This is a genomic window from Actinomyces massiliensis 4401292 (genome assembly GCF_000269805.1).
GTDB lineage: Bacteria > Actinomycetota > Actinomycetes > Actinomycetales > Actinomycetaceae > Actinomyces > Actinomyces massiliensis.
In genome coordinates, this window is sequence record NZ_JH711481.1 from 1249796 (window position 1) to 1273404 (window position 23609).

17 protein-coding genes are annotated in these 23609 nt (G+C 69.6%); 10 read left to right on the plus strand and 7 right to left on the minus strand.

Features of this window, described 5'->3' with window-relative positions:
• Positions 1 to 168 precede the first annotated feature (168 nt).
• Together W5W_RS0105265 and W5W_RS0105270 are read left to right on the plus strand one after the other, a co-directional pair.
• On the plus strand, positions 169 to 1899 hold the full coding sequence (locus W5W_RS0105265; protein WP_017194633.1) for a lipopolysaccharide biosynthesis protein: 1731 nt from the start codon (positions 169 to 171) through the stop codon (positions 1897 to 1899).
• Positions 1899 to 2651 (plus strand): CDP-alcohol phosphatidyltransferase family protein, encoded by a 753-nt coding sequence (locus W5W_RS0105270; protein ID WP_017194634.1) that lies wholly within the window; start codon positions 1899 to 1901, stop codon positions 2649 to 2651. Before W5W_RS0105265 ends, W5W_RS0105270 begins: the two co-directional genes overlap by 1 nt.
• A gap of 679 nt (positions 2652 to 3330) precedes the next feature.
• On the opposite strand, the gene W5W_RS0105275 is transcribed toward W5W_RS0105270, so the two are convergent.
• Both W5W_RS0105275 and W5W_RS0105280 read right to left on the minus strand, forming a co-directional pair.
• Positions 3331 to 4482: a glycosyltransferase family 4 protein gene (locus W5W_RS0105275; RefSeq protein ID WP_008734041.1), complete on the minus strand. Its 1152-nt coding sequence runs from the start codon at positions 4480 to 4482 to the stop codon at positions 3331 to 3333.
• Positions 4479 to 5645, minus strand: coding sequence for a DUF1972 domain-containing protein (locus tag W5W_RS0105280; protein ID WP_017194635.1), 1167 nt, complete (start codon positions 5643 to 5645; stop codon positions 4479 to 4481). Before W5W_RS0105280 ends, W5W_RS0105275 begins: the two co-directional genes overlap by 4 nt.
• Before the next feature lie 145 nt (positions 5646 to 5790).
• On the opposite strand from W5W_RS0105280, the gene W5W_RS0105285 reads away from it, so the two are divergent.
• On the plus strand, positions 5791 to 6447 hold the full coding sequence (locus W5W_RS0105285) for a hypothetical protein (RefSeq protein ID WP_232611889.1): 657 nt from the start codon (positions 5791 to 5793) through the stop codon (positions 6445 to 6447).
• A 291-nt stretch (positions 6448 to 6738) separates the two neighbouring features.
• A complete protein-coding gene (locus W5W_RS0105290) occupies positions 6739 to 9303 on the plus strand; it encodes a WD40 repeat domain-containing protein (protein WP_017194636.1) in 2565 nt (854 codons plus the stop codon).
• A 395-nt stretch (positions 9304 to 9698) separates the two neighbouring features.
• Here W5W_RS0105290 and W5W_RS0105295 read toward each other — a convergent pair whose 3' ends face one another.
• Positions 9699 to 10862 carry a glycosyltransferase family 2 protein gene (locus tag W5W_RS0105295; RefSeq protein ID WP_017194637.1) on the minus strand — a complete coding sequence of 388 codons (1164 nt, stop codon included), beginning with the start codon at positions 10860 to 10862 and terminating at the stop codon, positions 9699 to 9701.
• A gap of 99 nt (positions 10863 to 10961) precedes the next feature.
• Between W5W_RS0105295 and W5W_RS0105300 the strand changes: the two genes are divergently transcribed.
• Complete coding sequence (locus W5W_RS0105300) at positions 10962 to 12152, plus strand: glycosyltransferase family 2 protein (protein ID WP_017194638.1); 1191 nt, start codon at positions 10962 to 10964, stop codon at positions 12150 to 12152.
• Positions 12149 to 13132, plus strand: a complete 984-nt coding sequence (locus W5W_RS0105305; RefSeq protein WP_017194639.1) for a glycosyltransferase family 2 protein — start codon at positions 12149 to 12151, stop codon at positions 13130 to 13132. The genes W5W_RS0105300 and W5W_RS0105305 overlap by 4 nt, the downstream gene beginning before the upstream one ends.
• A 738-nt stretch (positions 13133 to 13870) precedes the next feature.
• On the opposite strand, the gene W5W_RS14675 is transcribed toward W5W_RS0105305, so the two are convergent.
• The 4 genes from W5W_RS14675 to W5W_RS0105325 form a co-directional block, all read right to left on the minus strand.
• Positions 13871 to 15274 carry a hypothetical protein gene (locus tag W5W_RS14675; RefSeq protein ID WP_017194640.1) on the minus strand — a complete coding sequence of 468 codons (1404 nt, stop codon included), beginning with the start codon at positions 15272 to 15274 and terminating at the stop codon, positions 13871 to 13873.
• The gene (locus W5W_RS16430) at positions 15274 to 16317 is read right to left on the minus strand and encodes a YveK family protein (protein ID WP_017194641.1); all 1044 of its coding nucleotides are present in this window, start codon (positions 16315 to 16317) and stop codon (positions 15274 to 15276) included. The genes W5W_RS14675 and W5W_RS16430 overlap by 1 nt, the downstream gene beginning before the upstream one ends.
• 149 nt (positions 16318 to 16466) lie before the next feature.
• Entirely contained in the window at positions 16467 to 18023 is a 1557-nt protein-coding gene (glpK, locus tag W5W_RS0105320) for a glycerol kinase GlpK (RefSeq protein WP_390882570.1), read from the minus strand.
• Positions 18024 to 18155: 132 nt separating this feature from the next.
• Positions 18156 to 19904 carry a glycerol-3-phosphate dehydrogenase/oxidase gene (locus tag W5W_RS0105325; protein WP_017194643.1) on the minus strand — a complete coding sequence of 583 codons (1749 nt, stop codon included), beginning with the start codon at positions 19902 to 19904 and terminating at the stop codon, positions 18156 to 18158.
• A 114-nt stretch (positions 19905 to 20018) separates the two neighbouring features.
• On the opposite strand from W5W_RS0105325, the gene W5W_RS0105330 reads away from it, so the two are divergent.
• The 4 genes from W5W_RS0105330 to W5W_RS16060 are packed head-to-tail and all read left to right on the plus strand — an operon-like array spanning position 20019 to position 23575.
• On the plus strand, positions 20019 to 21227 hold the full coding sequence (locus W5W_RS0105330; RefSeq protein ID WP_017194644.1) for a sugar-binding transcriptional regulator: 1209 nt from the start codon (positions 20019 to 20021) through the stop codon (positions 21225 to 21227).
• The gene (locus W5W_RS0105335) at positions 21224 to 21931 is read left to right on the plus strand and encodes an amino-acid N-acetyltransferase (RefSeq protein WP_017194645.1); all 708 of its coding nucleotides are present in this window, start codon (positions 21224 to 21226) and stop codon (positions 21929 to 21931) included. Before W5W_RS0105330 ends, W5W_RS0105335 begins: the two co-directional genes overlap by 4 nt.
• Positions 21928 to 22947 (plus strand): HhH-GPD family protein, encoded by a 1020-nt coding sequence (locus tag W5W_RS0105340; RefSeq protein WP_017194646.1) that lies wholly within the window; start codon positions 21928 to 21930, stop codon positions 22945 to 22947. The genes W5W_RS0105335 and W5W_RS0105340 overlap by 4 nt, the downstream gene beginning before the upstream one ends.
• Positions 22948 to 22951: 4 nt before the next feature.
• Positions 22952 to 23575 carry a DUF6571 family protein gene (locus W5W_RS16060; RefSeq protein WP_154650249.1) on the plus strand — a complete coding sequence of 208 codons (624 nt, stop codon included), beginning with the start codon at positions 22952 to 22954 and terminating at the stop codon, positions 23573 to 23575.
• Positions 23576 to 23609 lie beyond the last annotated feature (34 nt).

Genomic DNA, 23609 nt, shown 5'->3' on the forward strand with positions numbered 1-23609 from the left:
GTATGTGTCGAATATGTGTCGATGTGGCGCGGTCGTCGTCGGGTCCGCTTGTCTGATGATGCTACCGTGACGGCGGCCCCTGGCGGAATGCGCGTGAGGAGAGTCATCCTACGCGTGTTCGTTCCCCATTATCCATCTTCGACCGTCTGCTGGTGAGGAGATCATCCCATGACTTCGACCCGTTCGGCGCCCGCATCGGGTGTATGGGCGCCGATACGCCGTACGGCACTGGCAAAGGTCGTCGTCATGGGGGTGACCGGGGTCTTCGGACTGGTCAACACCCGGCTCATCATCAGCCACTTCGGCACCGACGCCTACGCCCAGTACGGGCTCCTGGCCACCTTCCCGAACCTCATGCCCTTCACCGATCTGGGCATCGGCGCGGTGATCCTCAACTCGGTGGCCGGATCGAGCGATCTTCGTCACGATGCAATCGTGCGGCGGACCCTGACGACGGCGATCCGCGTGCTCCTCGCCTCGGCGCTCATCATCGCCACCACCGGCGTCGTGCTCGGGCTGGCGGGCTTGTGGCCGACCCTCCTGGGCGCCAAGCTGATGGACGGGTGCGGGGTCACCGCGACGCTGTGTCTGGTCGTCTACGCCGCGGCCCTGCCGCTGAGCGTCGGCCAGCGGATCGTCGTGGGGATGGGGCGCTCGGCCACCCAGGTCATCAGTCAGGGCATCGTCTCCCCGGCCCTGACGTGCATGCTGCTTCTGGCCGTCGTCGTCCGTCTGGAGGCGGGCAACGCCGTCTCGGTGATGTCGTACATGGCCAACACGCTCGTGTCGATCGTGTGCGTCGTCGTGGCCTGGCGGACCACCCGGCCGCTGCTGTCCCAGGCGCTGCGCGACGTGCCGAGGCTGCGCGAGGTGCGCGGAGTCCGGATCGTGGACACCGCGGGTCCCTCGCTGGTCCAGGCCCTCATCATCCCCATCGCCTTCCAGACCGACCGTCTGCTGCTGTCCCACTTGGGGGGCGGGCAGACCCTGGCCCAGTACAACCTGGCCGCGCAGATGTTCAATCTGCTCACGCAGACGGTCTCGGTCACCGGCATGGCCATGTGGCCGCACTTCGCCAAGGCGCGCGCCGATGGGCGGGTGGAGTCCCCCTTCGGGGCGGCGAGGTCCTTCGCCGCGATGGGAGGGGGGCTGAGCCTCGGCCTGGTCCTGGTGGCGCCGTGGATGGCCTCCGTCCTGTCCGATGGGAAGATCGAGCTGCCGGTGACGCTGCTGGCGGCCAATATCGCCAACGTCGTCGTCGAGGCCGCCAAGCAGCCGCTGGGCATGTACATGACCGACCCGCGGGGGCTGCGGGCCCAGATGATCCCCGTGGTCATTCTGGTGCCCATGAACCTCGTGCTGTCCTGGGTGCTCATCGCCCCTCTGGGGGCGGCGGGCCCGATCGCCGGCTCCGTCATCGCGGTGATCGTGTGCCAGTTGGTGCCCTACGCCCTGTGGGTGTCGGCGGATCTGCGCCGTCGCCGCGTCCAGGAGGACGGCGATGACGACGGCTCTGTTGATGTTGCCGGCTCTGCTGGCTCTGCTGATGGCGCTGATGGCGCTGATGGCGCTGGCGGTGCTGACTGCCCTGCCTACGAGACCGATGGCGATGATCCCGATGCCGCCGGAGCCGCACCGGGCGAGGGCGCCGCCGGGGAGGCGGTTCTGGAGGCCGTCGGAACAGCTGCGGACGGGGGCGGCCCGGCTTCCGCGGCTGCGCGGGCTCAGGGGCGTACTGTCGTCCAGGGCGCTGCGCCCGCTGCAGAGTGCCGGGACCGGGACGCTGCCGGTACTGTCGGCCCCGTCGATCCGGGTGCACCGGAAGGGCGTCCCGCCGCCTCAGACTCCTCAGATGTTGAAGATCCCGATCCGTCCGTCCCGAATCAACCGGAGAGATGATGCCCGCAACCACGCCCGCGCCCACTGCCCGTCCTGGTGTCGCGGAGTCCATTCGCGCGCTGTCGGCGGCGCAGAAGTCAAACGCGGGCGCCCCTCTGTATTCGCGGGTCATCAATCGACCGGTGGGGCGCGTGCTCGCCGCTATCGCCCACCGCGTGGGCATGACGCCCGACCAGGTGACGGTGCTGTCGGCCTGCTGCACCTACCTCGGCATCGTGCTCATCGCGGTTTGGGCGCCCTCGCCGGCGGCGACGGTGCTCACCTCTCTGCTGCTCATGCTGGGCTATGCGCTCGACTCGGCCGACGGCCAGCTGGCACGGCTGCGCAACGGCGGCTCCAGGGCCGGGGAGTGGCTCGACCATGTGGCCGATGTCATCAAGCTGTCCACGATTCATGCGGCGATCGCGATCAGCCTGTTCCGCTTCAGCCTGGACCAGCTGACGGGACCGGTGGTGCTGCTCGTGCCCCTGGCCTTCGGGGCGGTGCAGAACGTCCACTTCTTCAGCTACATCCTGACCTACCAGTTGCGATACCACGGAGGCACGCCGCTGGCCAAGAACGAGGGCCGGCCGAGCTTCGTCAAGGCGGTGCTCTCGGCGCCGACCGACTACGGCCTCATGTGCTTCGCGCTCATGCTGCGCTTCACGCCGACCGTGTTCATATGCGTCTACGGGCTCATGCTGATCGGCTATGCGCTCTACGTCGCGCTGGCCCTGCCCAGGTGGTACCTCGAGCTGCGCCGCGGCGCCTGAGCGCGCCACACTTCGCGAGATCGGTCCGGTTCCGCGTCGAGATCGGTCGTACCCCAGTGTGGGGTTGTTCTCAGGGTGGGAGTCGTATGCGTCGGCCTTCACCTCCGCGGGCCAGCTCCACTGATGCCTGCGTGGGCCGGGGGTGGTGGGTGTTGCACACTCGCATGCACTCGGTGTCGGTGGGAACCGCGGAATCATGCGGAACAGCAACATCAGTAGCGGTAATGGTCTTGCTCCCATGTGCGTAGACCCCCCTCTCTGCACATGGGAGCCCGACCACCGCGCGCGACGCTCACCAGAAAAGCCTGTCATTCCAACAAAAAATGGCCCTCGATCCGCAGACACTTCGGTCTCCCATGTGCAACATCGAAGACAACCGCACCCACCAGACACACCCACCACGTCGCCCCAGCTCCAGCTGCACTGACTCACTACAGCCGGCGTCGAGATCGGTCCGATTAAGCCCGGCCAACCCGACGTCGAGACGCACACGACGAGCTCGAGAGCGAAAGCCACATGCCACACCTCAGAACCGCTGGCGAACAGCAGATCCGCGGAACCGGACCGATCTCGGCACGGGTTACGACCGATCTCGCGCCGGAACTGGACCGATCTCGACGCGGAATACGACCGATCTCGCGAAATAAAATGAGGTGTTCGCCGGTGCTCCCGGTGAGTCTCAGGATGCTGCGCCCTCGGACAGCAGGTCCTCGACGACTTCGACCATCGCCGTGCGGTAACGCTCGACGCCGAAGCGCTTGGCCGCCTCCCGCCGCGCGGTCCGGGCCAGGGTGCGGGCACGTCCGGGATCGGCCGCCAGGCTCAGCAGCGCGTCGGCGAGTGCTCGCGGAGAGTCGGGCTCGACGAGCAGTCCGGTCACGCCGTCGGTGACGACTTCGGCCAGTCCCTGCGCCCGAGAGGCCACCAGGGGGCGCTCCGCGTGCATCGCCTCGACCGCCGTGTTGCCGAAGGGCTCGACCCGAGAGGGCACGACCACGGCGTCTGCCGCATAGAGCACCGGCCACGTCGGATGGACATAGCCGAGCAGTTCCACATGACCCGCCAGATCGGGGCGCGCGGCGCGCTCGCGCAGCTGCTCCTCGTACCACTCGTAACCGGGGAACACCGACCCGCACAGCCTCAAGGAGGCGTTCAGCCCGTCGGCGCGCAGATGGCCCAGCGCCTCCAGGGCGACGTCGACGCCCTTGCGCGGGGAGAGCCTGGCCACCATGGCGATGCGGAAGGCCGCTTGCGGGAGGCGCTGGCGCAGCGGGGGCGGCGGATCCTGCGGCGCGGGGACGCCGTTGTGGACGACCTTGGTGCGTCGTTTCAAGGGAGGCTGCGCGCGCACGAGGGTGTCTCGCGCGGCCTGCGAGTTGACCACGACGCGGGAAGCGGCCAGCAGCGGAGCGTTGAGCCCGGTGCGCACCAGCAGGTTCTGGGTGTCCTCGGCCTCGTGGACGTGGGCGAGCACCGGCACCCCGGCTGCGCGGCCGGCCGGCGCCCACCACGGCAGGGTCACGGTGTTGACCAGGACGAGGTCGGCGTCGTTCGCCTTGATCAGGCCCCGCAGTCGGGCGATCTCCCCGCCGGAGCGCGCCACCAGTCCGGCGAGTCCGCGGGGGCTCATCAGGGATTTGCGCAGCACGGTGAAGGGCACGATCGCCACTCGCGCACCGAGGGCTTCGAGCTCGGGCCGCAGCGGCCCGTCGTCGGGCAGAGCGGCATTGACCCGGTGGCCGGCATCGACCAGGGCCCGGATCGTCTCCAGTAGCTGGCGGTCGGAGCCGTAGAGGTCGGGCGAGGGGTGGGCGACCAGGATGGTGCTCATCCGATCACCCCCGCGCGCCTGCCGCTGGGACGGTGATGGGAGGGGCCCTGAGCGGCCAGTCGTCGGGCCAGCGCCTCGTAGCGGTCGGCCACTTCATCCCAGTCGTAGAGCCGGGCGCGCTCGAGCGAGAGGCCGCCGCGCTCCAGGTGGGCGGCGGGGTCGGCCTCCGCGGAGGCGACCAGGGCGGCGACGTCGTCGGCGTCGGACCAGTAGCGGCCGGCGTCGCCCAGGACCTCCCGGTTGAAGGGCACGTCGAAGGCGTCGACGGCGGTTCCCGCGCCGATGGCCCGCAGCAGCGACGGGTTGGTGCCGCCCACGGAGTGGCCGTGGTGGTAGATGAGCGCCCCGGCGTACAGCTGGTCGAGCAGCTCCTGGTCCCAGATCCCGCCCAGGAGCCGTACGCGCGCGTCGGCCAGGGACTCGATCCGGCGGGTGTGCTCATCGGAGTAGGGGGCGGAGCCGACGACGACGAGCGGGCGGCGGGCCGACGAGCGGGTGTAGCCGTCGACGATGACGTCGACGTGGTTCTCGATCTCGAAGCGCGCCACGACCAGGTGGTAGCCGCCCGCCTCCAGGCCCAGTTCGGGCAGCCGGTCGGTGCGCGTGGGCACCTGCGGGGCTCCGTAGGCGATGAGCTCGGTGGGGGCGGAGAACTCCTGGTCGTAGTAGTCGGCGATGCCCCGGGCGTCGGCGATCAGGGCGTCCGAGAAGCGGACGGCGGCGGCCTCCGCGGCGCGGTAGTAGCGCTGACCGGTCGGGCCCCACTTGCCGCGCTTCCACTCCAGGCCGTCCACATGCGTGGCCACCGGGATGCGGGCGGCGCGCAGTGCGGGCAGGAAGGGTGAGTTGGCGGCGTTGAAGACGAAGGCGACGTCCGGGTGGACTCTCGGCAGCAGGTGCGCGATCGAGGCCCCGGTATGGGAGAGGGTCTCCAGGCTGCGGCGCCGCATGGCGGGCAGCTCGATCACGCGCATGCCTCTGTAGAACCGGGGCAGGGGAGTGGAGGCGTCGGGATTGCGGGAGTAGACCAGGACGCGGTGGCCCCGGTCGGCCAGGCGGCGGCCGACCTCCTCGATCGCGGTCTCGAAGCCGCCGTAGCGTGCGGGAACGCCGCGGGTCCCGATCATCGCGATTCTCAGGCTCTGGGGGGTGGAGACGGTCACGGTGGGCCTTCCGTGGGGCGGGAACGGGATGGTGCGGAAAGGCTATCGCGGCGGTGACGGCAGCGGTGCCGATGGCGGTGGCGACGGCGGTGACGACGGCGACGACAACGGTGCGTGCAATGCGAAAAGCGCCTATCCTGCGCCAATGATCAGACCTGTACGTATTGCAGCTCTTGCCCTTCTTCCTGTTCTCCCCATTGCCCTGATCGCCGGCTGCTCCCACTCCAAACCCTCCGACGATCCCTCCGCCACCGCGGAGGCCACCGACTCCTCCGGAACCCCCGATCCGACCTCCGTGCCGAGTGTTGCGACCCCGGCCTCGCCCTCGCCCGCGGCAACCGAGTCGGAGCCTGCGGCAACTGAGGATTCCAACGAATCCAACGAATCCGAGGACCAGGGGGGCGACGAGCTCCCGGCTCAGGGCCTCGACCAGGCCGCCGCTCTCGATGATGGTCTGGCTGTGCAGATCGGCGCGCTGAGGGCCACCGATCTCGAGGCCGGCCCCGGTGAGATCGGCGGGTCGGGCATCGTCGTCCCGGTTACTGTGGGGAATTCCACAGGCTCCGACTTGTCCTTGAGTGGACTTGTGGTAACGCTCACGTACGGTGCGGATGCGGTGCCGGCCTCCCCCGTCGATAGCGCCTCCGACGCGGTTCCCGCCTCGATCGCACCCGGAGATGCCGTCGTCCTGGAGTACGGATTCGTTGTCCCCGTTGACCAACGCGGCTCCGTCAGTGTCGTCGTCGACTCCGGCGCCGGCTCGCGTGCGGCCGTCTTCCAGGGGGAGGCTCCGACGTCCTGACGGCGTTCCAACGGCGTTCTGAACGACACCCTGCTGAGATTCTGAAGAAGTCCTGAAGCCGTTCTGATACTGTCCTGAAGTGCCCCTGAAGCAGTCCTGAAGGCGGCGCTCATCGGATGTCGTCTCTTCATAGCTTCCACATAGTCATATCAATGAGGTAACGTCTTCCACATATTCCCGCGTCGTCCTCTCTACCTGGGCAGAGGGCGTCGTTCTTCCCCCAACCTAGTTCCCACACAACCAAGGCGCCTGTACCCCAATGGGTGCCGATATCTTGGATGGAGCCGCCTCGTGCCTCGTCACTTGCGCACATCGATACCCGCGTTCATTCTGTCTGTCCTCCTGCTCGGCGCCGGCCTGCTTCCGGTATCGAGCGCCAGCGCTGAAGGTTCCAATGGGTCCATGGAGGGCCCGGCGGACCAGCAGGCGCCCATCGACCAGAACAACCCCGACAACCCCGGTGGCCAGAACAACCGTGGCCAGAAGCCGGGCGACCAGAACAATCCCGGCCAGCAGCCCGGTGACCAGAACAACAACGGTCAGAAGCCGGGCGACCAGGGCGGGGACCAGAACAATCCCGGCCAGCAGCCCGGTGACCAGGGCGGCGGCGCGGAGAAGCCGGGCGAGCCGGCCGAACCGACCGGGCCGCAGACGGTCTCCGCGGATGCCCTGCCCACCGCCCAGATCGGTGACGGCGTGGTGTGGGACCAGGAGGTCGTCGGCAACACGGTCTACGTCGCCGGCACCTTCTCCTCCGCGCGTCCCGCGGGCGCGGCCGCTGGTGAGAGCGAGCAGTCGCGCAGCAACCTGATGGCCTACGACATCACCACCGGTGAGCTGCTGGACTGGGCGCCGACCACCGACGGTAATGTGCAGTCCATCACGGCCTCCCCCGATGGCTCCACCCTGTACATCGGGGGCAACTTCACCAAGCTCAACGGCGCCAACACCTACCGCGTGGGCGCGGTCTCGGCGGCCGATGGCTCCCGCCAGCGGCTGGGCCTGGGCACCAACACCGCGGTCAAGGCCGTGGAGGTCTCTGCGGACGGCTCGACCCTCTACATCGGAGGAAGCTTCACCGAGGTCAACTCCCAGCCCCGCTACCGGATGGCCGCCTTCGACCTGGGCTCGCGCACGTTGAAGGACTTCGCCCCCGAGGTCGCCGACTACTCCGTGCAGGCGATCGCAGCCGCACCGGACGGCAATGGCGTGGCCATCGGCGGCAGCTTCAGCTCCGTCAACGGCTCCTCCGAGCCCGGCTACGGCATGGCCATCCTGGAGAACGACGGCAGCGTGCGGAACAATGCGATCAACTCCGTCGTGAAGAACGCCGGCAACAAGGCCGCCATCATGAGCCTGCGCGCCGATAGCCAGGGGCTCTACGGCACGGCCTACTCCATGAACAGCAGGCTGGGCAATATCGAGGGCATGTTCCGTGCCGACTGGACCACCGGTGAGCTGGCCTACCTGGCCGACTGCCACGGCGACACCTACGACGTCCAGCCCATGGGCGATGTCGTCTACGCCTCCAGCCACACGCACGACTGCTCCAACATCGGCGGGCTGCCCAACAGCACTTCGACGTTCCACAACGCCGTCGCCTTCACGAACAAGGCCACCGGCACGGTTCTGCCGAACACGGCCCCCGGCTACGCCGACCACCAGGGCCAGCCGGCTCCCGAGAACCTCAACTTCTACCCCGTCTTCAACTCGGGCGGCTTCACCGGCATGAATCAGTCGACCTGGACCGTTGAGGGCAACAAGGACTACGTCGTCTACGGCGGTGAGTTCACCACCGTCAACGGCGGCGGGCAGCAGGGCCTCGTGCGCTTCGCCCGTCGTGAGATCGCCCCGAACCAGATGGGCCCCGAGACGAAGGGCGGCGCCTACAAGGTGACGGCGGACTCGAGCGAGCCCGGGGTTGTGAACCTCTCCTTCCAGGCCAACTGGGATCGTGACGACAAGACGCTGACCTACAAGGTCTACCGCGATACCACCGACTCCGAGCCGGTCTCGACCCAGAAGGCGACCGCCGGCTTCTGGGAGCTGCCTCAGCTGACCGCCACTGACAAGGTCAAGTACGGTTCCTCTCACCGCTATCGCGTCGTCGTGGAGGACCCGTGGGGCGCCTCGACCTACTCGGACTGGGTGAGCGTCACGGCTGCCGGTGAGCCGGGCACCGATCCTGCGGAGCCCGAGCCCGACCCGGGTGACGTCGCTGTTGGCCAGACCTTCCTCAATGACTCCTTCGACCGGGACACCCAGACTGGCTGGGGCTCGGCCGCCAAGGGCGGAGAATGGGCGATCGACTGGGGTCGTAGCAACTTCTCCACCGCCAACTCCAAGGGCGTGATCGCGATGAAGGGCGCCCGTTCGTCCTCGTCGGTCCACTCCCAGGTGATCAACTCGACCTCCACCGAGTCGCAGGTCGACTTGTCCCTGGACGGGCTGGCGACCGGTAACGGCGCCTACATCTCCTACATCGGTCGTCAGACGGAGGCCGGCCGCTACCAGGCGGACTTCCGTGTCGCCGCTGATGGTGCTGTGACGATGACGGTGACCAAGAACTCCGGCGGCACCGACACGGTGATCGGCACGGCGAACGTGGGCACCTACACGGCGGGTCAGCCCCTCCACCTGCGCTTCGCTCTCGACGGCGCCGAGTCCACAGCCGTGCGCGCCCGCGCCTGGATCGGTGACTCCGAGCCCGGCGAGTGGCAGGTGGACAAGACCGACACCGACGCCTCTCTGGCCGCACCCGGCTCGATCGGCTTCACGACCTACGTGTCGGGATCGGCCGGTCCGGAGCAGATCAACCTCAATGTCGACTCTGTGAAGGTCACGCGCCTGAGCTGAGATGACGCATGCCGGAGGGCGCCGGCCCCCGCATGGGGGCCGGCGCCCTCCGGCATGCGTATGGGGTCCGCCTGTATTTGCGTTCGCAATACCGCAGACGCCGGGGTGCTCCGGCATGCGTGTGGGTCCTGCCCGGGTGGGAGGCGCGGTGCGCAGCGGAGCGCACTCAGCGTCACGGCGTCACGCAGCGCCCCTCAGGGCCGCGCAGTACTGACTAGTAGCGACTAGTACTTGGCTAGTACTGACTAGTACCGGCTAGTAGCGACTTAGTGCGGATACCCGGCACCGCGCCCGACAGTGCTCACAGCGCCCGACAGTGCTCACAGCGCTCGCAGTGCTCACAGTGATCACCAGGCTTTCTACGGAGAGCCCGGTGGAGAAGCGGCGCCGATAGCTCAGGGGCTCTCTGGGCTATCGGGGCTTTGGGTGCTGGCGGCGCCAGCCGGCCCCTCTGGGCCTTCAGGACCCTCGGGCCATCCGGCGTCCCTGCTCTCGCCGGCTCTGCTGTTCTTGCTGGCCTTGCTGCTCTCGCCGGTCCCGCCGTTATCACTGTCCTCGCGGATCAGGGGCACGCCCTCGGCGGGTGACTCGCCGCGCCTGACCTGGCGCAGGAGATGCAGTCCGTCGCGCGTACCCGCCCATGCGGCTCTGAGCGATGAGCGAGAGTTGAGCAGCTGGCGCTTCCCTCCGCGAAGGACGATCTCTCGCGCGGCCGCGGCCGACGTGGCGGCCCAGCGGCGCTGCTCCGCACGCTCAAGCTGAAGAGCCGCGTAGAGCAGGCGGTTGCGCGTGTTGTAGTAGTAGTAGGTGTCGGATTTGGCTCGCCCCTGATCGGGCGTCGTACTGGAGGCCTGCGTGCCGCCCTCGTCGTGGACTGCCGTCGCGCCGCGCGCGAGCATGAGGGCTCCGCCGGCGCCGAGCACGCGGGCGCAGAAGTCGACGTCCTCCCAGTACAGGAAGTAGCGCTCATCGAACCCCCCTGCGGCCTCGAACAGGCGTGTGGACAGTGCCAGACAGGCGCCGCTGAGCCACGGCCGGGTCCCGCCCGGGGGAATGGGCCTGCTCGAACGGGGCGAGCGCATGGAGCCGTCCGCCAGGCAGACCACCGTGCGGTCCGCCACGACATGTCCCTCGGAGTCGGTCAGCACGGGCGCCACCAGGGTCAGAGGCTCGGCCTGCACCCGGCTGACGAGCCGAATGAGATTCTCTCGGGAGATGGCCGCATCGGGGTTGAGTAGGAGCAGGATCTCGGCGCCCTCGGCGCGGGCGCGCGCGGCACCGAGATTGACTCCGCCGCCGAACCCGACATTGGTCTCAGGCGTCTCGACGACCCAGTCGTGCTCGCGCGCCATCGCGAGCGTCTCCTCGCGCACCTCGGAGGTCGAGAAACTATCGACCACGACGTAACGGGCTTCCGGGACGTTCTGGCAGACCTGCGCCAGGTTGCTCTCCAGGAGTCCGGGGGAGCCGTAACTGACGACGATGACGGCGGTGCGGGTCAGGAGGCGAGAGGTCTCGTCCCCTGTCGTCGATGCGGTGCTCGTGTGATCGGTGCCCATGGCGGCCTTCCTGCAAATGCGGTCCGTGAGGTAGCCGGGACCGCGGCGCCCTGGAATAGTACCGTCGAGGCCGTCCAGGCATCGGAGAGGGGAGCCGCGGTGAATGCTCGACATGGGCCGGAGGACGGCCGCACCGCAGGTCGGCGCGCGCCTGCGGGGCGCATCGAGCGGGAGACGGTGGATCGTCCGAACCTTACTGTGGCTGTTCTCACATACCGGCGTAATGGCTACCTCGCCGAGCTCCTGCCATTACTGCTGGCCCAGGTCGGTCAGCTCGCCGACGAGGCGGATGCGCGGGTTCTCGTCGTCGACAATGATCCGCAGGCGGGTGCGGCCGCGGTCGTGGCCGAGGTCGCCGCAGCTGCTGAATCAGATGAATCCGCTGAGCCTGCCGAGCCCTCTGAGACCGCCGGGGCTCTGGCCCCAGAAGAGCCGGAGGACTCAGAGGAACCGGAGGAATCCGAGGAACCAGAGGCCGACTCCCCCCTCGGGCGGGCCGATGAGGACCGTCGTCCTCACCGAGTCGGGAGCCGTCTCGGGAGCCGTATCAGGCATGTTCATGAGCCGGTGCCCGGTATTGTCGCCGGTCGCAATCGTGCACTGCAGGAGTGCGCCGGCGAGGATCTGCTGGTCTTCCTCGATGACGATGAACTGCCGCGCGAGGGCTGGCTGCGCGCTCTGGTGACCGCATGGCGCGAGGGCGACTGCGCGGCGGTGACCGGCCCCACCCCACCGATGTACGCGCAGGCTCCGAACGCATGGGTCGCCGCCAGCGGCGCATTCGATTCCTGGCGGGCCGACGACGGCGCCCGCGTGCCCAGTGCGGACACCGGCAATCTGCTGCTGGACCTGAAGGTCGTGCGCGACCTGGACCTGTGGTTCGATCCCGGCTACGGACTGAGCGGGGGCGAGGATTCGCTGTTCACCCGCCGTCTGAGTCTGGCCGGCGGGGTCATCCGATTCGCGACCGGCGCCGTCGTCGACAAGCGGGTACCGCCCGAGCGCGCCACCCGCGCCTGGGTGCTGCGTCGTTCCTATCGCTCAGGCTCCTCGTGGGCGCGCGTGCGGATCGACACCGCTTCCGGCCCGCGTCTGCCGCTGCGACTGGGCTATGCCGTCAAGGGCCTGGGCCGGGCCGGGCGCGACGGTGCGCGCGCCGTGCTGGCCCGCAGGCGCGGGGATACGGCTGCCCGCGCCGTCCACGAGGTCTCGTGTCGGGGCGGTCTGGGCATGGTCGTGGGGGCCTTCGGGGTGCGAGTGCTGGAGTACAGCCGCAAGGGGGACTCATGACCGTCTCGGAGGGCGGCTCCGTCCTCGTCGAGGGCCTGACGATCGCCATCCCGACCTACCGCAGGCCCGATGCCGTGGTGTGCGCTGTGCGCGGCGCGCTCGCTCAGGCCGCTGCTGCGGCTGGAGCCGCGGGCGTGTCTGGCGATGCCGCTGAGGTCGTCGTGATCGACAACGATCCTTCGGCGTCGGCGCGGTCGGCCGTGAGCGCGCTGCGCGCCGATGCGCCCGAGGGGGTGGGCCTGCGCTACGTCGTCGAGTCGCGCCCCGGCGTCGCCGCAGTGCGCAATCGGGCCCTGGACGAGGCCACCGGCCGGCTGCTGCTCTTCATCGACGACGATGAGGAGCCGGAGCCCGGTTGGCTCGCCGCACTGCTCGCGACCTTCGCGGACACCCGGCCCGCCGCCGTCGCCGGGCTCGTCGTGCCGGTCTACGACAGCGAGCCCGATGCGTGGGTGCGTGCGGGCGCCTTCTTCGAACGGCGCACCTGGCCGACGGGCACACTGCGCCCCGTTGCCGCGACCAATAACCTGTTGCTCGATCTTCGCTTCGTGCGGGATCACGGCCTGCGCTTCGACGAGGCCTTCGGCGCCACCGGCGGGGAGGACACGCTGTTCACCCGTCGCCTGGTGGCGGCGGGGGGAGAGATCCGGTGGTGCGACGACGCCCGCGTGCGCGATCACGTGCCGGTCGCCCGTCTGGGGCGGGAGTGGATTCTCAGACGTCAGCGCACCCATGCGGCGACCGCGGTGCGCGTCGATCTCGCCCTGGCCGGACCGGGGCTGCATGTCGCCGGACGCACGAGGGCGCTGGGCGGCGGCCTTATGCGGGTGCTGCTCGGCTCGGCGCGCACCGGCCTCGGGCTGCTCAGCGGATCTCTGACGCATCGGGCGCGGGGCGCGCGCCTCGTGGCTCGCGGGCGAGGGATGGCCGCCGCCTCCGTGGGGCGCGGGGTGCACCGGGAGTACGGCCGGGCGGGCTGACGCCCGGAGCCGCCGGGACGCCGGCCCCATTCGCCGAGATCGGTCGTACTCGGCGTCGAGATCGGTCCGCTTCCGGCTCGAGATCGGTAGCAATCCGTGCCGAGATCGGTCCGGTTCCGCCTCGAGATCGGTAGCAATCCGTGCCGAGATCGGTCCGGTTCCGCCTCGAGATCGGTCGTACTCCGGTGCGGGGTGGGATATCTCGGGGCTGGGAGAGCTGGATGAGTCGGGTTTTCACCGTTGCGGGCCGGCTCTGCCGGTGCTCGCGTGTGCCCGGGTGGTGGTTCGGGCGACGTCGGCACTATCGACGCCGCCGACCGGTGCTCGCGTGTGCCCGGGGCGGTCGTCACCGCAATTACTCAGCATGAAAAACCTTGTCCTGATGCCCGCGCCCGGCAGGGGCGGTCGATGGTGCACACTCGCCCATGCCCTGCGTCGGTGGGAACCGCGGAATCATGCGGAAAAGTAATTTTGGTGGCGACCATGGGCCTGCTCCCATGTGCGTAGCCCCCCCTCACCGCACATGGGAGCCCGACCACCACGCACCATGATCATCAGAAAAGCCCATCATTCCAACAAAAAACAGCACCCACCCCGCAAAGATCCCGCTCTCCCATGTGCAACACCCAAGACACCCACACCCACCAGGCACGCCACACCCCACACAACCAACCCACCACAAACTCGAACCGGAATACGACCGATCTCGACGCGGAGATGTACCGATCTCGGCACGGGTTACGACCGATCTCGGCGGGGCGAGGGCGGGCTCTGTCCTGGAGGTTGGTCAGGACTCTGCTGCAGGCACAGGGCGGTCCCCGCGGCGATGGTCAGGTAGGGCGGCAGCACGAGCAGCGGGCCGATGGCCGCGTTCATGACCATGAGCAGCACGGCGAAGAGCAGCCATGACCGCAGATGGGCGGTCCCCAGGTTCTCCCACAGGGCGCGCAGGCCCAGCCAGACCACGAACAGCAGGAGCGCCGCACCGGGCAGCGACAGGGCTATCCAGATGTCCGCCAGGCCGGAGTGCAGCTCGAAGCCGTGCCCGAACATGTAGTTGTGGACGTACCCGTTGTTGGGGTTGTAGTTTACGGACGCCATGCCCTGCATGGCGGTGCGGACATCCTCGTAGCGGGGCTGGAGTCCCGCGCCGTAGCCCCATGGACGGTGGGTCAGCAGGGCCCAGGATGCGCCCAGCTCGGGGCGCGCCGCGATGAGGAGATTGCTGCCATGCAGCTGCGTCGTGGTGCGCTCCTGGACGTCCGGTCCCAGATATCCGGCTATGGCCGCGGCCACAACACCGAGAATGGCCACTCCCGCCAGTCCCGGCAGCAGCAGAATGTGGCGGACGCGCAGGCGTCCGGGCGACAGCACCGTCGTGCTGAGGCTGCTCGAGATGATCTGCCAGACCAGCAGCGTGATGATGAGAACGAACATCCCGGTTGCGCCGCGGGAGTCGTGAACCAGGTAGATGCCGCCCAGCGCCAATGCGGCGACAAGCTGTCCGCCGCGGCCGAACCGTTGCGACATGGCCAGAACCACGACGCTGACGGCGGCGCCCAGGTCGAGTTTCCACGGGTTGTCCGAGGTCTGCAGGAGGTGGAGGTTGCCCAGGATGGCGCCGGTGCCGAAGGCGATGACGGCGCCTTCCAGCCCGAGCCGCTCACGGCCCCACACGAAGGCGGCGACGGAGGCGGGCAGGCTCGCGGCCAGGAGCAGCTGTGTGCGCTGATTGGCGGCGATGATGGTGAAGTCCTCGTAAGCGGCGAGGGACAGCGCCCATCCGGCCGCCGTTGCGAGCAGGGCGAGGATGAGCAGGAGGGCGAATCGTCGCGATGTGCGCACGGCCGACCAGGTGATGGGAAGAGACGCCAGGGCGACGCAGTCGCTGATGAAGATCCCGCCGGTGATCTCGGTGCGCCAGCCCACCAGGACGAGCAGGACTGCCGCGAACCAGGGCTCCCAGACCCAGCGGGCCGGGGCCTCGGAGGTTGCATCGCCCCCCGTGTCCGCAGACCCCGCGGTGCGCGCCCGCAGGTCCTCGTCCAGGGGAGTCGCGGCGGGTGCTGCACTGGTCGCCGACGCGGCGGCCACCGCTGTGATGCCCCTGGAGGGCGAGGCGGGGAAGGGGACGCCTCCCATCACGTCAGCGGCGCGGACGGCGGCCCGGACGGCGAGCCCCCGAAGCCGCTCGGGCCGAAGCTCGATGGCGCCGACGACGCGGCGCCCGCACTCCCGCCGGCTCCAGCGGCGCGGGCAACGCCACCAACGCCGCCAACGCCCCCGCCGGTTCCGGTGGCGCGGGCAACGCCGTCGAACCCGCCGGCGGTGCCGATCCTTCTGACCTCGCCTAAGCCGCCGCTCGCGGCCCTGTCGCGGCCGCCGGCGCCCCTGGGACCGCCGCCGACCGCCCTGCCGACGCTCCTGACGCCCCCGACGCCACTGATGCCGCTGACGCCGCTTGCGGCGGCGCCGAAGCCTTCAGCGCCCGCGTCCGCAGCGGTGTTGATGCCGGTGATGCCGGCAACATCCATCTCGGGCGCCGTGGCCGCATGACCGGCCGTCCGACGAGTCGCCGTGGGCGAGGCCGAGGCCGGCGGGTTCAGCTTGCTCATGAACAGGGCCGTCATGACGCCGAGAACCCCTCCCACGACTCCGCCGATGAGGGTGTAGCGCGTGCGCGACGGTCCCGATGGCGAGGTCGGCAGCGAGGCGGGGTCGATGTCGGTCAGGGTCAGGGTGACCTCTTCCTTCTGAATGGACATGGTGCTGATCTCGCCGCGCAGGGCCTTGATCTCCCCCTGAGCGATGGCCTGGGCGTCCTGCGGCGAGGACGCCTGCGCGGTGACGTCGATGATGAGGCTGTTCGTCGGGTTCGACAGCTTGACGGCGCCGGCGACCTTGCTCCGGTCCACGCCGGTGGAGGACGAGACTCTGTCCACGACGGACTGGGACGTGCCGATCTCCACGAGCGTGGGCATGATGTTCGTGATCACTGAGGAGGCCGAGGAGACCGAGTGGGTCCCGTCCCCGCCGTCGGCTGCCACGAGCGCCTTCGTGTGCGAGGAGTAGACCGGCGGGCTGAGCAGCGCAACGGCGAGTCCGATGATGGCGCCCAGGACGATGTGCGCCAGCGCAAGCGGTGCGTGTCGGCGCAGCGCACTCACGATCTGATCAGGCTCCATTGTGTCTCCTCGCCTTCGGCTGTTCGCGTCCCGAGGACCATCGCGACCTCCCCCGCGACCAGTACCCGAGTACCCGAGTAAATGGCCATCGCGAGGAGGGCGGGTCGTGCTGTCTCGATGGTGGGCAGTCGCCCGGGACGAATAAGAGGCTACTCGACGACGTCGTCATCGACCCAGTCCAGGGTACGCGTCACAGCCTTCCTCCAGTTGCGGAATAGACGCTCCCTTTCGGCGGCGTCCATGGCGGGATCCCAGCGTCGGCCCTCCGCCCAGTTGGCGACGACGTCGCCTATGCCCGACCAGAAGCCGACTGCGATGCCGGCGGCATAGGCGGCGCCGAGCGCTGTGGTCTCGGTCACCTTCGGGCGCACCACCGGTACACCGACCTGATCGGCCTGGAACTGCATGAGCAGTTCGTCACGGGTCATGCCCCCATCGACCTTCAGCTCCTGGAGGGTCGTGCCGGAGGCCTCGGCGTCCCGATTCATCGCCTCGAGCACCTCGCGGGTCTGGAAGGCGGTCGCCTCCTCCACGGCGCGAGCGAGGTGCCCCTTGTTGACGTAGCGGGTCAGGCCCACCAGGGCGCCGCGCGCATCGGGGCGCCAGTGCGGGGCGAAGAGCCCTGAGAAGGCGGGCACGAAGTAGGCGCCGCCGTTGTCGTCCACCGATCGGGCCAGCGCTTCGATGTCCCGGGAGTGGGTGATGATGCCCAGGTTGTCGCGCAGCCACTGCACCAGTGACCCGGCGACTGCGATCGACCCCTCCAGGGCGTAGACGGGCGGTTCGCCCTCGATCTGGTAGCACACGGTCGTCAGCAGGCCGTTGCGGCTGCGCACCGGGGTGGCGCCGGTATTCATGAGCATGAAGCAGCCGGTGCCGTAGGTGCTCTTGGCCTGCCCCACCTCGAAGCACGCCTGGCCGAAGGTCGCCGCCTGCTGATCGCCCAGGATTCCGGCGATGGGGGTGTCGATGAGCAGGCCGTTCTTGCGGCCCAGCCCGAATATCCCCGAGCTCGGCCTGATGGTCGGGAGCATGGAGGCGGGGATGCCCATGTCCGCGCAGATCTCAGGGTTCCAATCCAGGGTGTCGATGTTCATCAGCATGGTGCGCGAGGCGTTGGTGACGTCCGTGGCGTGCACGCCGCCGGTCGCTCCGCCGGTCAGGTTCCACAGCACCCAGCTGTCCATGGTGCCCATGAGGAGCTCGCCGGCCTCGGCGCGCTCGCGGGCCCCCTTCACGTTCTCCAGCACCCAGGCGACCTTCGGGCCGGCGAAGTAGGTGGCCAGGCCCAGCCCCACGCGGTCCTTGTAACGGTCGTAGTCGGGGGAGCCGTCGGGTTCGGGGGCGGCGGCCGCCAGGCGGTCGCAGATCTTCTGCGTGCGGGTGTCCTGCCACACGATGACGTTGTAGACGGGCTCGCCGGTGGTCCTGTCCCACACGACGGCGCTCTCGCGCTGGTTGGTGATTCCCACAGAGGCGATCTCGTGGCGGTTGACCTCGGCCTTCGACAGGACGCCGGCCACGACCGAGCGCACATTGGCCCAGATCTCCGCGGCATCGTGCTCGACCCAGCCGGCTCGCGGAAGGATCTGGGCGTGCTCCTTCTGGGCGACGGCGACGATCTCGCCGTCGTGGTTGAACAGGATGGCGCGCGACGAGGTCGTGCCCTGATCGATGGCCAGGACGTACTTCTTGTCGGTCTTCATGCCGGTCACGGGGTGTCCTTTCGCGTCGTTGCGGCGACTGTATGCGACTGGGCAGCGACTGGGCAGCGCGGGAAGCGTCGGACGGGCGCGGTGCGCCCGCGGACTGCGCGGGCCGCCGGGACGCGAGGGCGATCAGATCGCGCGGGTCAGGCGGGCGGCGGCCTCGGCGTCGGAGGTGTCCTCCTCGGCCGCGGCGATCTGGGCGACGCGCTCGGCGTAGGCCGTCCGCTCGGCCTCGACCTCAGCCTCTGACCAGCCCAGCAGCGGCGCCATCACCGCCAGGACCTCGGCGGCGGCCCCCAGACCCCGGTCGCGGTGCTCGATGTCCAGGCGCACGCGCCGCAGCAGGACGTCGTCGAGGTGGGCGGCACCCTCGTGGGTGACGGCCCAGGCGACCTCGGCGCGCAGGAAGGCGGGCGCCTCGCCCAGCGGCCGCCCCAGGGAGGGGTCGTCGTCGATGGAGTCCAGCAGCGCCGGGAGCTCGTCGCCGTAGCGGTCCAGCAGGTGGGTGACCCGCGCCAGGGTCCAGCCGCGCTCGCGGGCGATGGCGCCGGCCCGTGCGGCCAGGGCGCGGTATCCGGCGGCTCCCACCAGAGGCAGGCGCGCCGTCGCGCTGGGGTGGGCGCGGGCCAGGGCCTCGCCCAGGGCGTGGTCGACAGCGTCGGCGGCCATGACGCGGTAGGTCGTCAGCTTGCCCCCGGCGATCGCCGTCAGCCCGGGCGCCACGCGCGTGACCGTGTGCTCGCGGGAGACCTTCGTGCTGGCCGCCAGTCGGTTGTCCGCGCCGGGCTTGAGTCGGGGCTGGAGCAGCGGGCGCAGCCCCGCGTAGACGCCGATGATGTCATCGCGACTCAGGGGTCGGGACAGCACCTCGTTGGCGTGCTGGAGGATGTAGTCGATGTCCGCGGCCGTGGCCACCGGCTTGGCGACATCCTCGGTCCACGGGGTGTCGGTGGTGCCGATGACCCAGTAGCGCGGCCACGGGATGATGAACAGGACGGACTTCTCGGTGCGCAGGAAGATCCCGGTCTCGGCGTCGATGGCCGCCTTGGGGACGACGATGTGGACGCCCTTGGAGGCGAGCACCTTCAGGCCTCCCGCGTCGGTGGCCAGGTTCTGGGTGTCCTCGGTCCACACGCCGGTGGCGTTGATCGTACGGGCGGCGCGGATCTCATGAGTGGCCCCGGTCTCCAGGTCGGTGACGGCTGCGCCGGTGACCGTTCCGCGCGCGTCCTTCAGGAAGCCGGTCACCCGTGCGCGGCTGACTGCGAGCGCGCCCAGGCCCACGGCGGTGCGGATGAGGTCGATGACGAGGCGGGCGTCGTCCACGCGGGCGTCGTAGAAGCGGATCGCCCCGATGAGCCTGGAGGGATCGAGGGCCGGGGCGAGTGCGCGCGCACCCTTGCGGCCCAGGTGCTTCTGGATCGGGACGGTGCGGTGCCCGCGGGCGCCGGCCAGCGCCAGGGCGTCGTAGACGCCCACGCCGACCGCCGAGTAGGAGCGCTCGCAGTGGTGCGTGAGCGGCCATAGGAAGGGCTGGGCCTTGACCAGGTGCGGGGCGATGGTCTCGAGCAGGCGACCGCGCTCGCTCAGGGCCTCGCGGACCAGGGGGAGGTCGAGCTGGTAGAGGTAGCGCAGGCCGCCGTGGACGAGCTTGGAGGACCACGAGGAGGTTCCCGAGGCCCAGTCGCCCATCTCCACCACGCCGGTGCGCAGGCCTCGGGAGGCCGCGTCCAGGGCGATGCCGGCGCCGGTGATCCCTCCGCCGACGACGAGAATGTCGAGTCCCTCCTCGCGGTTCATCTCCTCCAGTGCGGCGGCGCGCTGCTCGCGCGTCAGGCGCGTCAGGACAGTGGCCTCCGGGGCGGTCGGCACGTGCATGCGCGGGCTCCTGGTCGAACGGGGCAAGGGGTTCCTCAACTCAGGATCGCCGCTTCATGAGATGATGGGCAAGCCGAATGCACGAATGTGCATCCATGAGCCGGCAGGGGAGGGATGATGCGCACCATGCAGTCGCCCCCGTCGGCCCAGTCGGCTCAGCCTGCCCCGTCGGCCCAATCAGTCCCCCGGGGCGGGCCGTCGGCCTCTCGGGGCGGGACGCGCAAGTCGCCGGCCCTGGACGGCGCTACCGCCGCGGGCGCGGCGGGCTCAGCGGGCGCCGCCCCCGTGCCGGAGCGCGTGACCGCCGAGGACCGGCGAGTCTTCGAGGCCGCCTCCATGTACTACGCCCAGGCCGAGACCATGGAGGTCATCGCCCGCCATCTGGGCTGCTCGCGCTCAACGGTCTCGCGCCTGCTCGCCCGGGCACGGCGTGAGGGCGTGGTGCGGATAGAACTGTCCCGTCCCGGCGGGACGGGCGGTCTCGAGGCGCGCTTCGGGACCGAATTCGGCGTGCGGGCGCACATCGTGCCCGTGCGCGAGGGGACCACCGAGATCCATCGTCTCCAGCAGGTCGCCGCCGTCGCCGCCTCCCGTTTCGTCGAGCTCGTCGGCGAGCTCGCGCAGACCGCCGCGGGCGGCGGGGAGCCGGAGGGGGCCGGCAGTGGGCCGGGGCTCGTCGTCGGCGCGGCTTGGGGGACGACCATGAGCGAGGTGGCGGCGGCGCTGCCGGCCAGGCGCGTCCCCGGTCTGACGATCGTTCAGCTCAACGGCGCCTCCGACCCCGTGCACGAGGGTCCCTCGGCCGGACAGATGCTGTCCTTGATGGGAGAGTCTCTAGGGGCGCGCACGATCGGTTTCCCGGTGCCGGCCTTCTTCGACCGGGCCGCCACCCGTCGGGCCATGTGGCAGGAGCGCTCGATCAAGCGCGTCCTGTCAGTTGCGGCCGCGGCGCGCCTGGCCGTCTTCGGCGTGGGCACGCTGGAAACCGGCACCGGCGCCCTGCCCAGCCAGGTCTACGCCGGCGGGCATCTCACCCGTTCCGATCTCGCCACTGCTCGGCGCGAGGGCGTCGTCGGCGACGTCTGCACCGTGCTCCTGAGAGGGGACGGCACCTGGAGTGACATCGACCTCAATGCTCGTGCCACCGGCCCGACGCCCGTTCGGCTGGCGGGCATTCCGCGCAGACTGTGCGTCGTGGCCGGTACCGGGAAGGCCGGCGCCTGCTTCGCGGCGCTGCGCGCCCGTGTGGCCACCGACCTCATTGTCGACGACGCCACCGCCCGCGCGGTGCTGTCTCTCAGCCAGCGGAAGGAGACTCCATGAGCGCCACGCATCCGTCGACCGGCGCCGGCCCCGATCCTGGAGATCAGGCTACCGCGCGGACTGCGCTCACAGGGGCGGCAGGGCCTTCTGGGCGGCCCGGGCCGTCGCGGTCGGGGGCGGGGCCGTCGACGTCCGGGCCCTCCGAGCCCTCCGGGGCCTCCGCATCCTCGCTGCCCTGGCGCACGGTCCTGCGCGCCGCCCGGCCCGCGGACGCCCGGGCCATCGCCGAGCTCGTCCGGCCCTACTCCGATCGCCGTATTCTCATTGCCAAGGACCTCATCACCTACTTCGAGGACATCCAGGAGTTCACCGTTGCCGAGGGTGCCGGAGCGCTCGACGGCGCCCAGGAGGGGGCCGGGGGCATCATCGGCTGCGGCGCCCTGCACGTCATGTGGGACGACATCGCCGAGGTCCGCACGCTCGCCGTTCGCAAGGACCGTATGCATCGGGGGGTCGGCGGGGCGATTCTCGGGGAGCTGCTCGAGCGCGCTCGCGGCATGGGCCTCCAGCGCGTCTTCTGCCTGACCTTCGAGGTCGATTTCTTCACCGCCCATGGCTTCCACCCCATCTGGGGCACGCCGGTGGGCATGGACACCTTCGCCGAGATGGTGCGCAGTCACGACGACGGGGTCGCCGAGTTCCTCGATCTCGCACGGGTCAAACCCAACACCCTGGGGAATACGCGGATGATCATCGAGTTATGAGCGCTGTGAGTGCCGTGAGCGTCCTGGGAGCCGCCGGGGCTGCGAGGGCCGCCGGGTCTGCCGGGGCTGTGATCGACTCGGGTGTTGAGGGGGCGCGATCCGCGTCGCCCATGCCGTCCGCGCAGGCGGTCGTTTCCTGGTACCGCGAGCACGCCCGCGATCTGCCGTGGCGGGAGCCGGGGACGACGCCCTATGGCGTGCTGGTCTCGGAGGTCATGAGTCAGCAGACGCCGGTGGCCCGGGTCGTGCCCGCGTGGCGGCAGTGGATGGAGCGCTGGCCGGATCCGGCCGCTCTGGCGGGGGCGGCTACCGGGGAGGTGCTGCGGGTGTGGGGCGGTTTGGGCTATCCCCGGCGAGCGCTGCGGCTCATGGAGTGCGCCCGTGTCGTCGTCGAGCGCCACGGCGGACGCCTGCCCTGCGATCTTGAGGCGCTGCGGGCGCTGCCGGGGATCGGCGATTACACCGCTGGAGCCGTCATGGCTTTCGCCTACGGGCGTCGGGCGCTGACGCTGGACACCAATGTGCGGCGCGTGCTCGCTCGTGCGGTCGGCGGCCGGGCTCTGCCTCCGCCCTCGTTGGGCAGGGCCGAGCGCGAGCGGGCCGAGGCGCTCCTGCCCGAGGCGGACGGCGAGGCGGCCGCCTGGTCGGTTGCCGTCATGGAGCTGGGGGCGCTGGTGTGCACCGCCCGTGAGCCGCGCTGCGGGCGCTGCCCGTGGCGCGAGGGCTGCGCGTGGCTGGCTGCGGGGATGCCTCCGGATGAGCATGCCGGACGACGTCGCAGACAGGCCTGGCACGGGACGGATCGGCAGGCGCGTGGCCTGATCATGGCCCGGTTGCGCGGGATCGATGCGGGGGCGGCGCTGGATGCGCAGACGCTGCTGGATGCTGCCGGCGGTGCCGGGGCCCGCGGGGGCCGGACGGCGGATCGCGGGCAGCCGTCCAGGGCGCTGGCATCTCTGCTGGACGACGGGCTCATCGCCTCCGATGACGGGGGAGGGACCTTTCGCCTGCCTTGAGGTTGTGGGGATCGCATCCCCGGCGAATTGCCGTAGCGAACTGATCAGCATATTGAGAGGCGAAGGTGGCTATGGCGATCTTGTGACTGATCGTAAACTACCGGGTGGCGTCAGCGTCGACGACTTCATCAAATTGAGTTACAGGGTGGCTAATAATCAGGATGCCGTTGTTACTCTGAGCGCCAGTATTGGCGAGTGGGCGCACCAGGCATCGCAAATCGCTACCGCCGGCAATTCGGACAATTCTGGCGAACAATTTAAAGGAATTCAGAATCGTTACCAGCAGTCTGCGGCGGCCCTCTCCTTCCTGGCGGGCATGGCGGACGATAAGGCTGGATGGAAGACCGGCCAGACTAGGGGTACGGTGAAAGCGTTGAGCGATAATAATAAGTTGGCTTTTAATGTTTTCAGTACGGTGGCCTCAGCCGGCCTCGGGGCGGTTGGTGGCCCGCTGGGAAGTGCTGCTGGCAAGACGGCGATGTTTGTCGGGGCGACGCTTTCTCGATCCAATATCAACCTGGATTTCGGATCGAATATCATTGATGACGAGCGCGATAAATCCGATCCGTCTGATGATCAGGTGGAGACTCCATCCCAGCAGGTCGTGCACTGGGCCGAAGGGGCGTGAAAGAACCGGCGATGATCGGTTGCGAGAGCCGACC

Bases quoted from the DNA above. Each gene is read 5' to 3' on its own strand.
- W5W_RS0105265 (WP_017194633.1), top strand. From the start codon at position 169: ATGACTTCGACCCGTTCGGCGCCCGCATCGGGTGTATGGGCGCCGATA.
- W5W_RS0105270 (WP_017194634.1), top strand. From the start codon at position 1,899: ATGCCCGCAACCACGCCCGCGCCCACTGCCCGTCCTGGTGTCGCGGAG.
- W5W_RS0105275 (WP_008734041.1), bottom strand. From the start codon at position 4,482: ATGAGCACCATCCTGGTCGCCCACCCCTCGCCCGACCTCTACGGCTCC.
- W5W_RS0105285 (WP_232611889.1), top strand. From the start codon at position 5,791: ATGATCAGACCTGTACGTATTGCAGCTCTTGCCCTTCTTCCTGTTCTC.
- W5W_RS0105295 (WP_017194637.1), bottom strand. From the start codon at position 10,862: ATGGGCACCGATCACACGAGCACCGCATCGACGACAGGGGACGAGACC.
- W5W_RS0105305 (WP_017194639.1), top strand. From the start codon at position 12,149: ATGACCGTCTCGGAGGGCGGCTCCGTCCTCGTCGAGGGCCTGACGATC.
- W5W_RS14675 (WP_017194640.1), bottom strand. From the start codon at position 15,274: ATGGGAGGCGTCCCCTTCCCCGCCTCGCCCTCCAGGGGCATCACAGCG.
- W5W_RS16430 (WP_017194641.1), bottom strand. From the start codon at position 16,317: ATGGAGCCTGATCAGATCGTGAGTGCGCTGCGCCGACACGCACCGCTT.
- glpK (WP_390882570.1), bottom strand. From the start codon at position 18,023: ATGAAGACCGACAAGAAGTACGTCCTGGCCATCGATCAGGGCACGACC.
- W5W_RS0105325 (WP_017194643.1), bottom strand. From the start codon at position 19,904: ATGCACGTGCCGACCGCCCCGGAGGCCACTGTCCTGACGCGCCTGACG.
- W5W_RS0105330 (WP_017194644.1), top strand. From the start codon at position 20,019: ATGATGCGCACCATGCAGTCGCCCCCGTCGGCCCAGTCGGCTCAGCCT.
- W5W_RS0105335 (WP_017194645.1), top strand. From the start codon at position 21,224: ATGAGCGCCACGCATCCGTCGACCGGCGCCGGCCCCGATCCTGGAGAT.
- W5W_RS0105340 (WP_017194646.1), top strand. From the start codon at position 21,928: ATGAGCGCTGTGAGTGCCGTGAGCGTCCTGGGAGCCGCCGGGGCTGCG.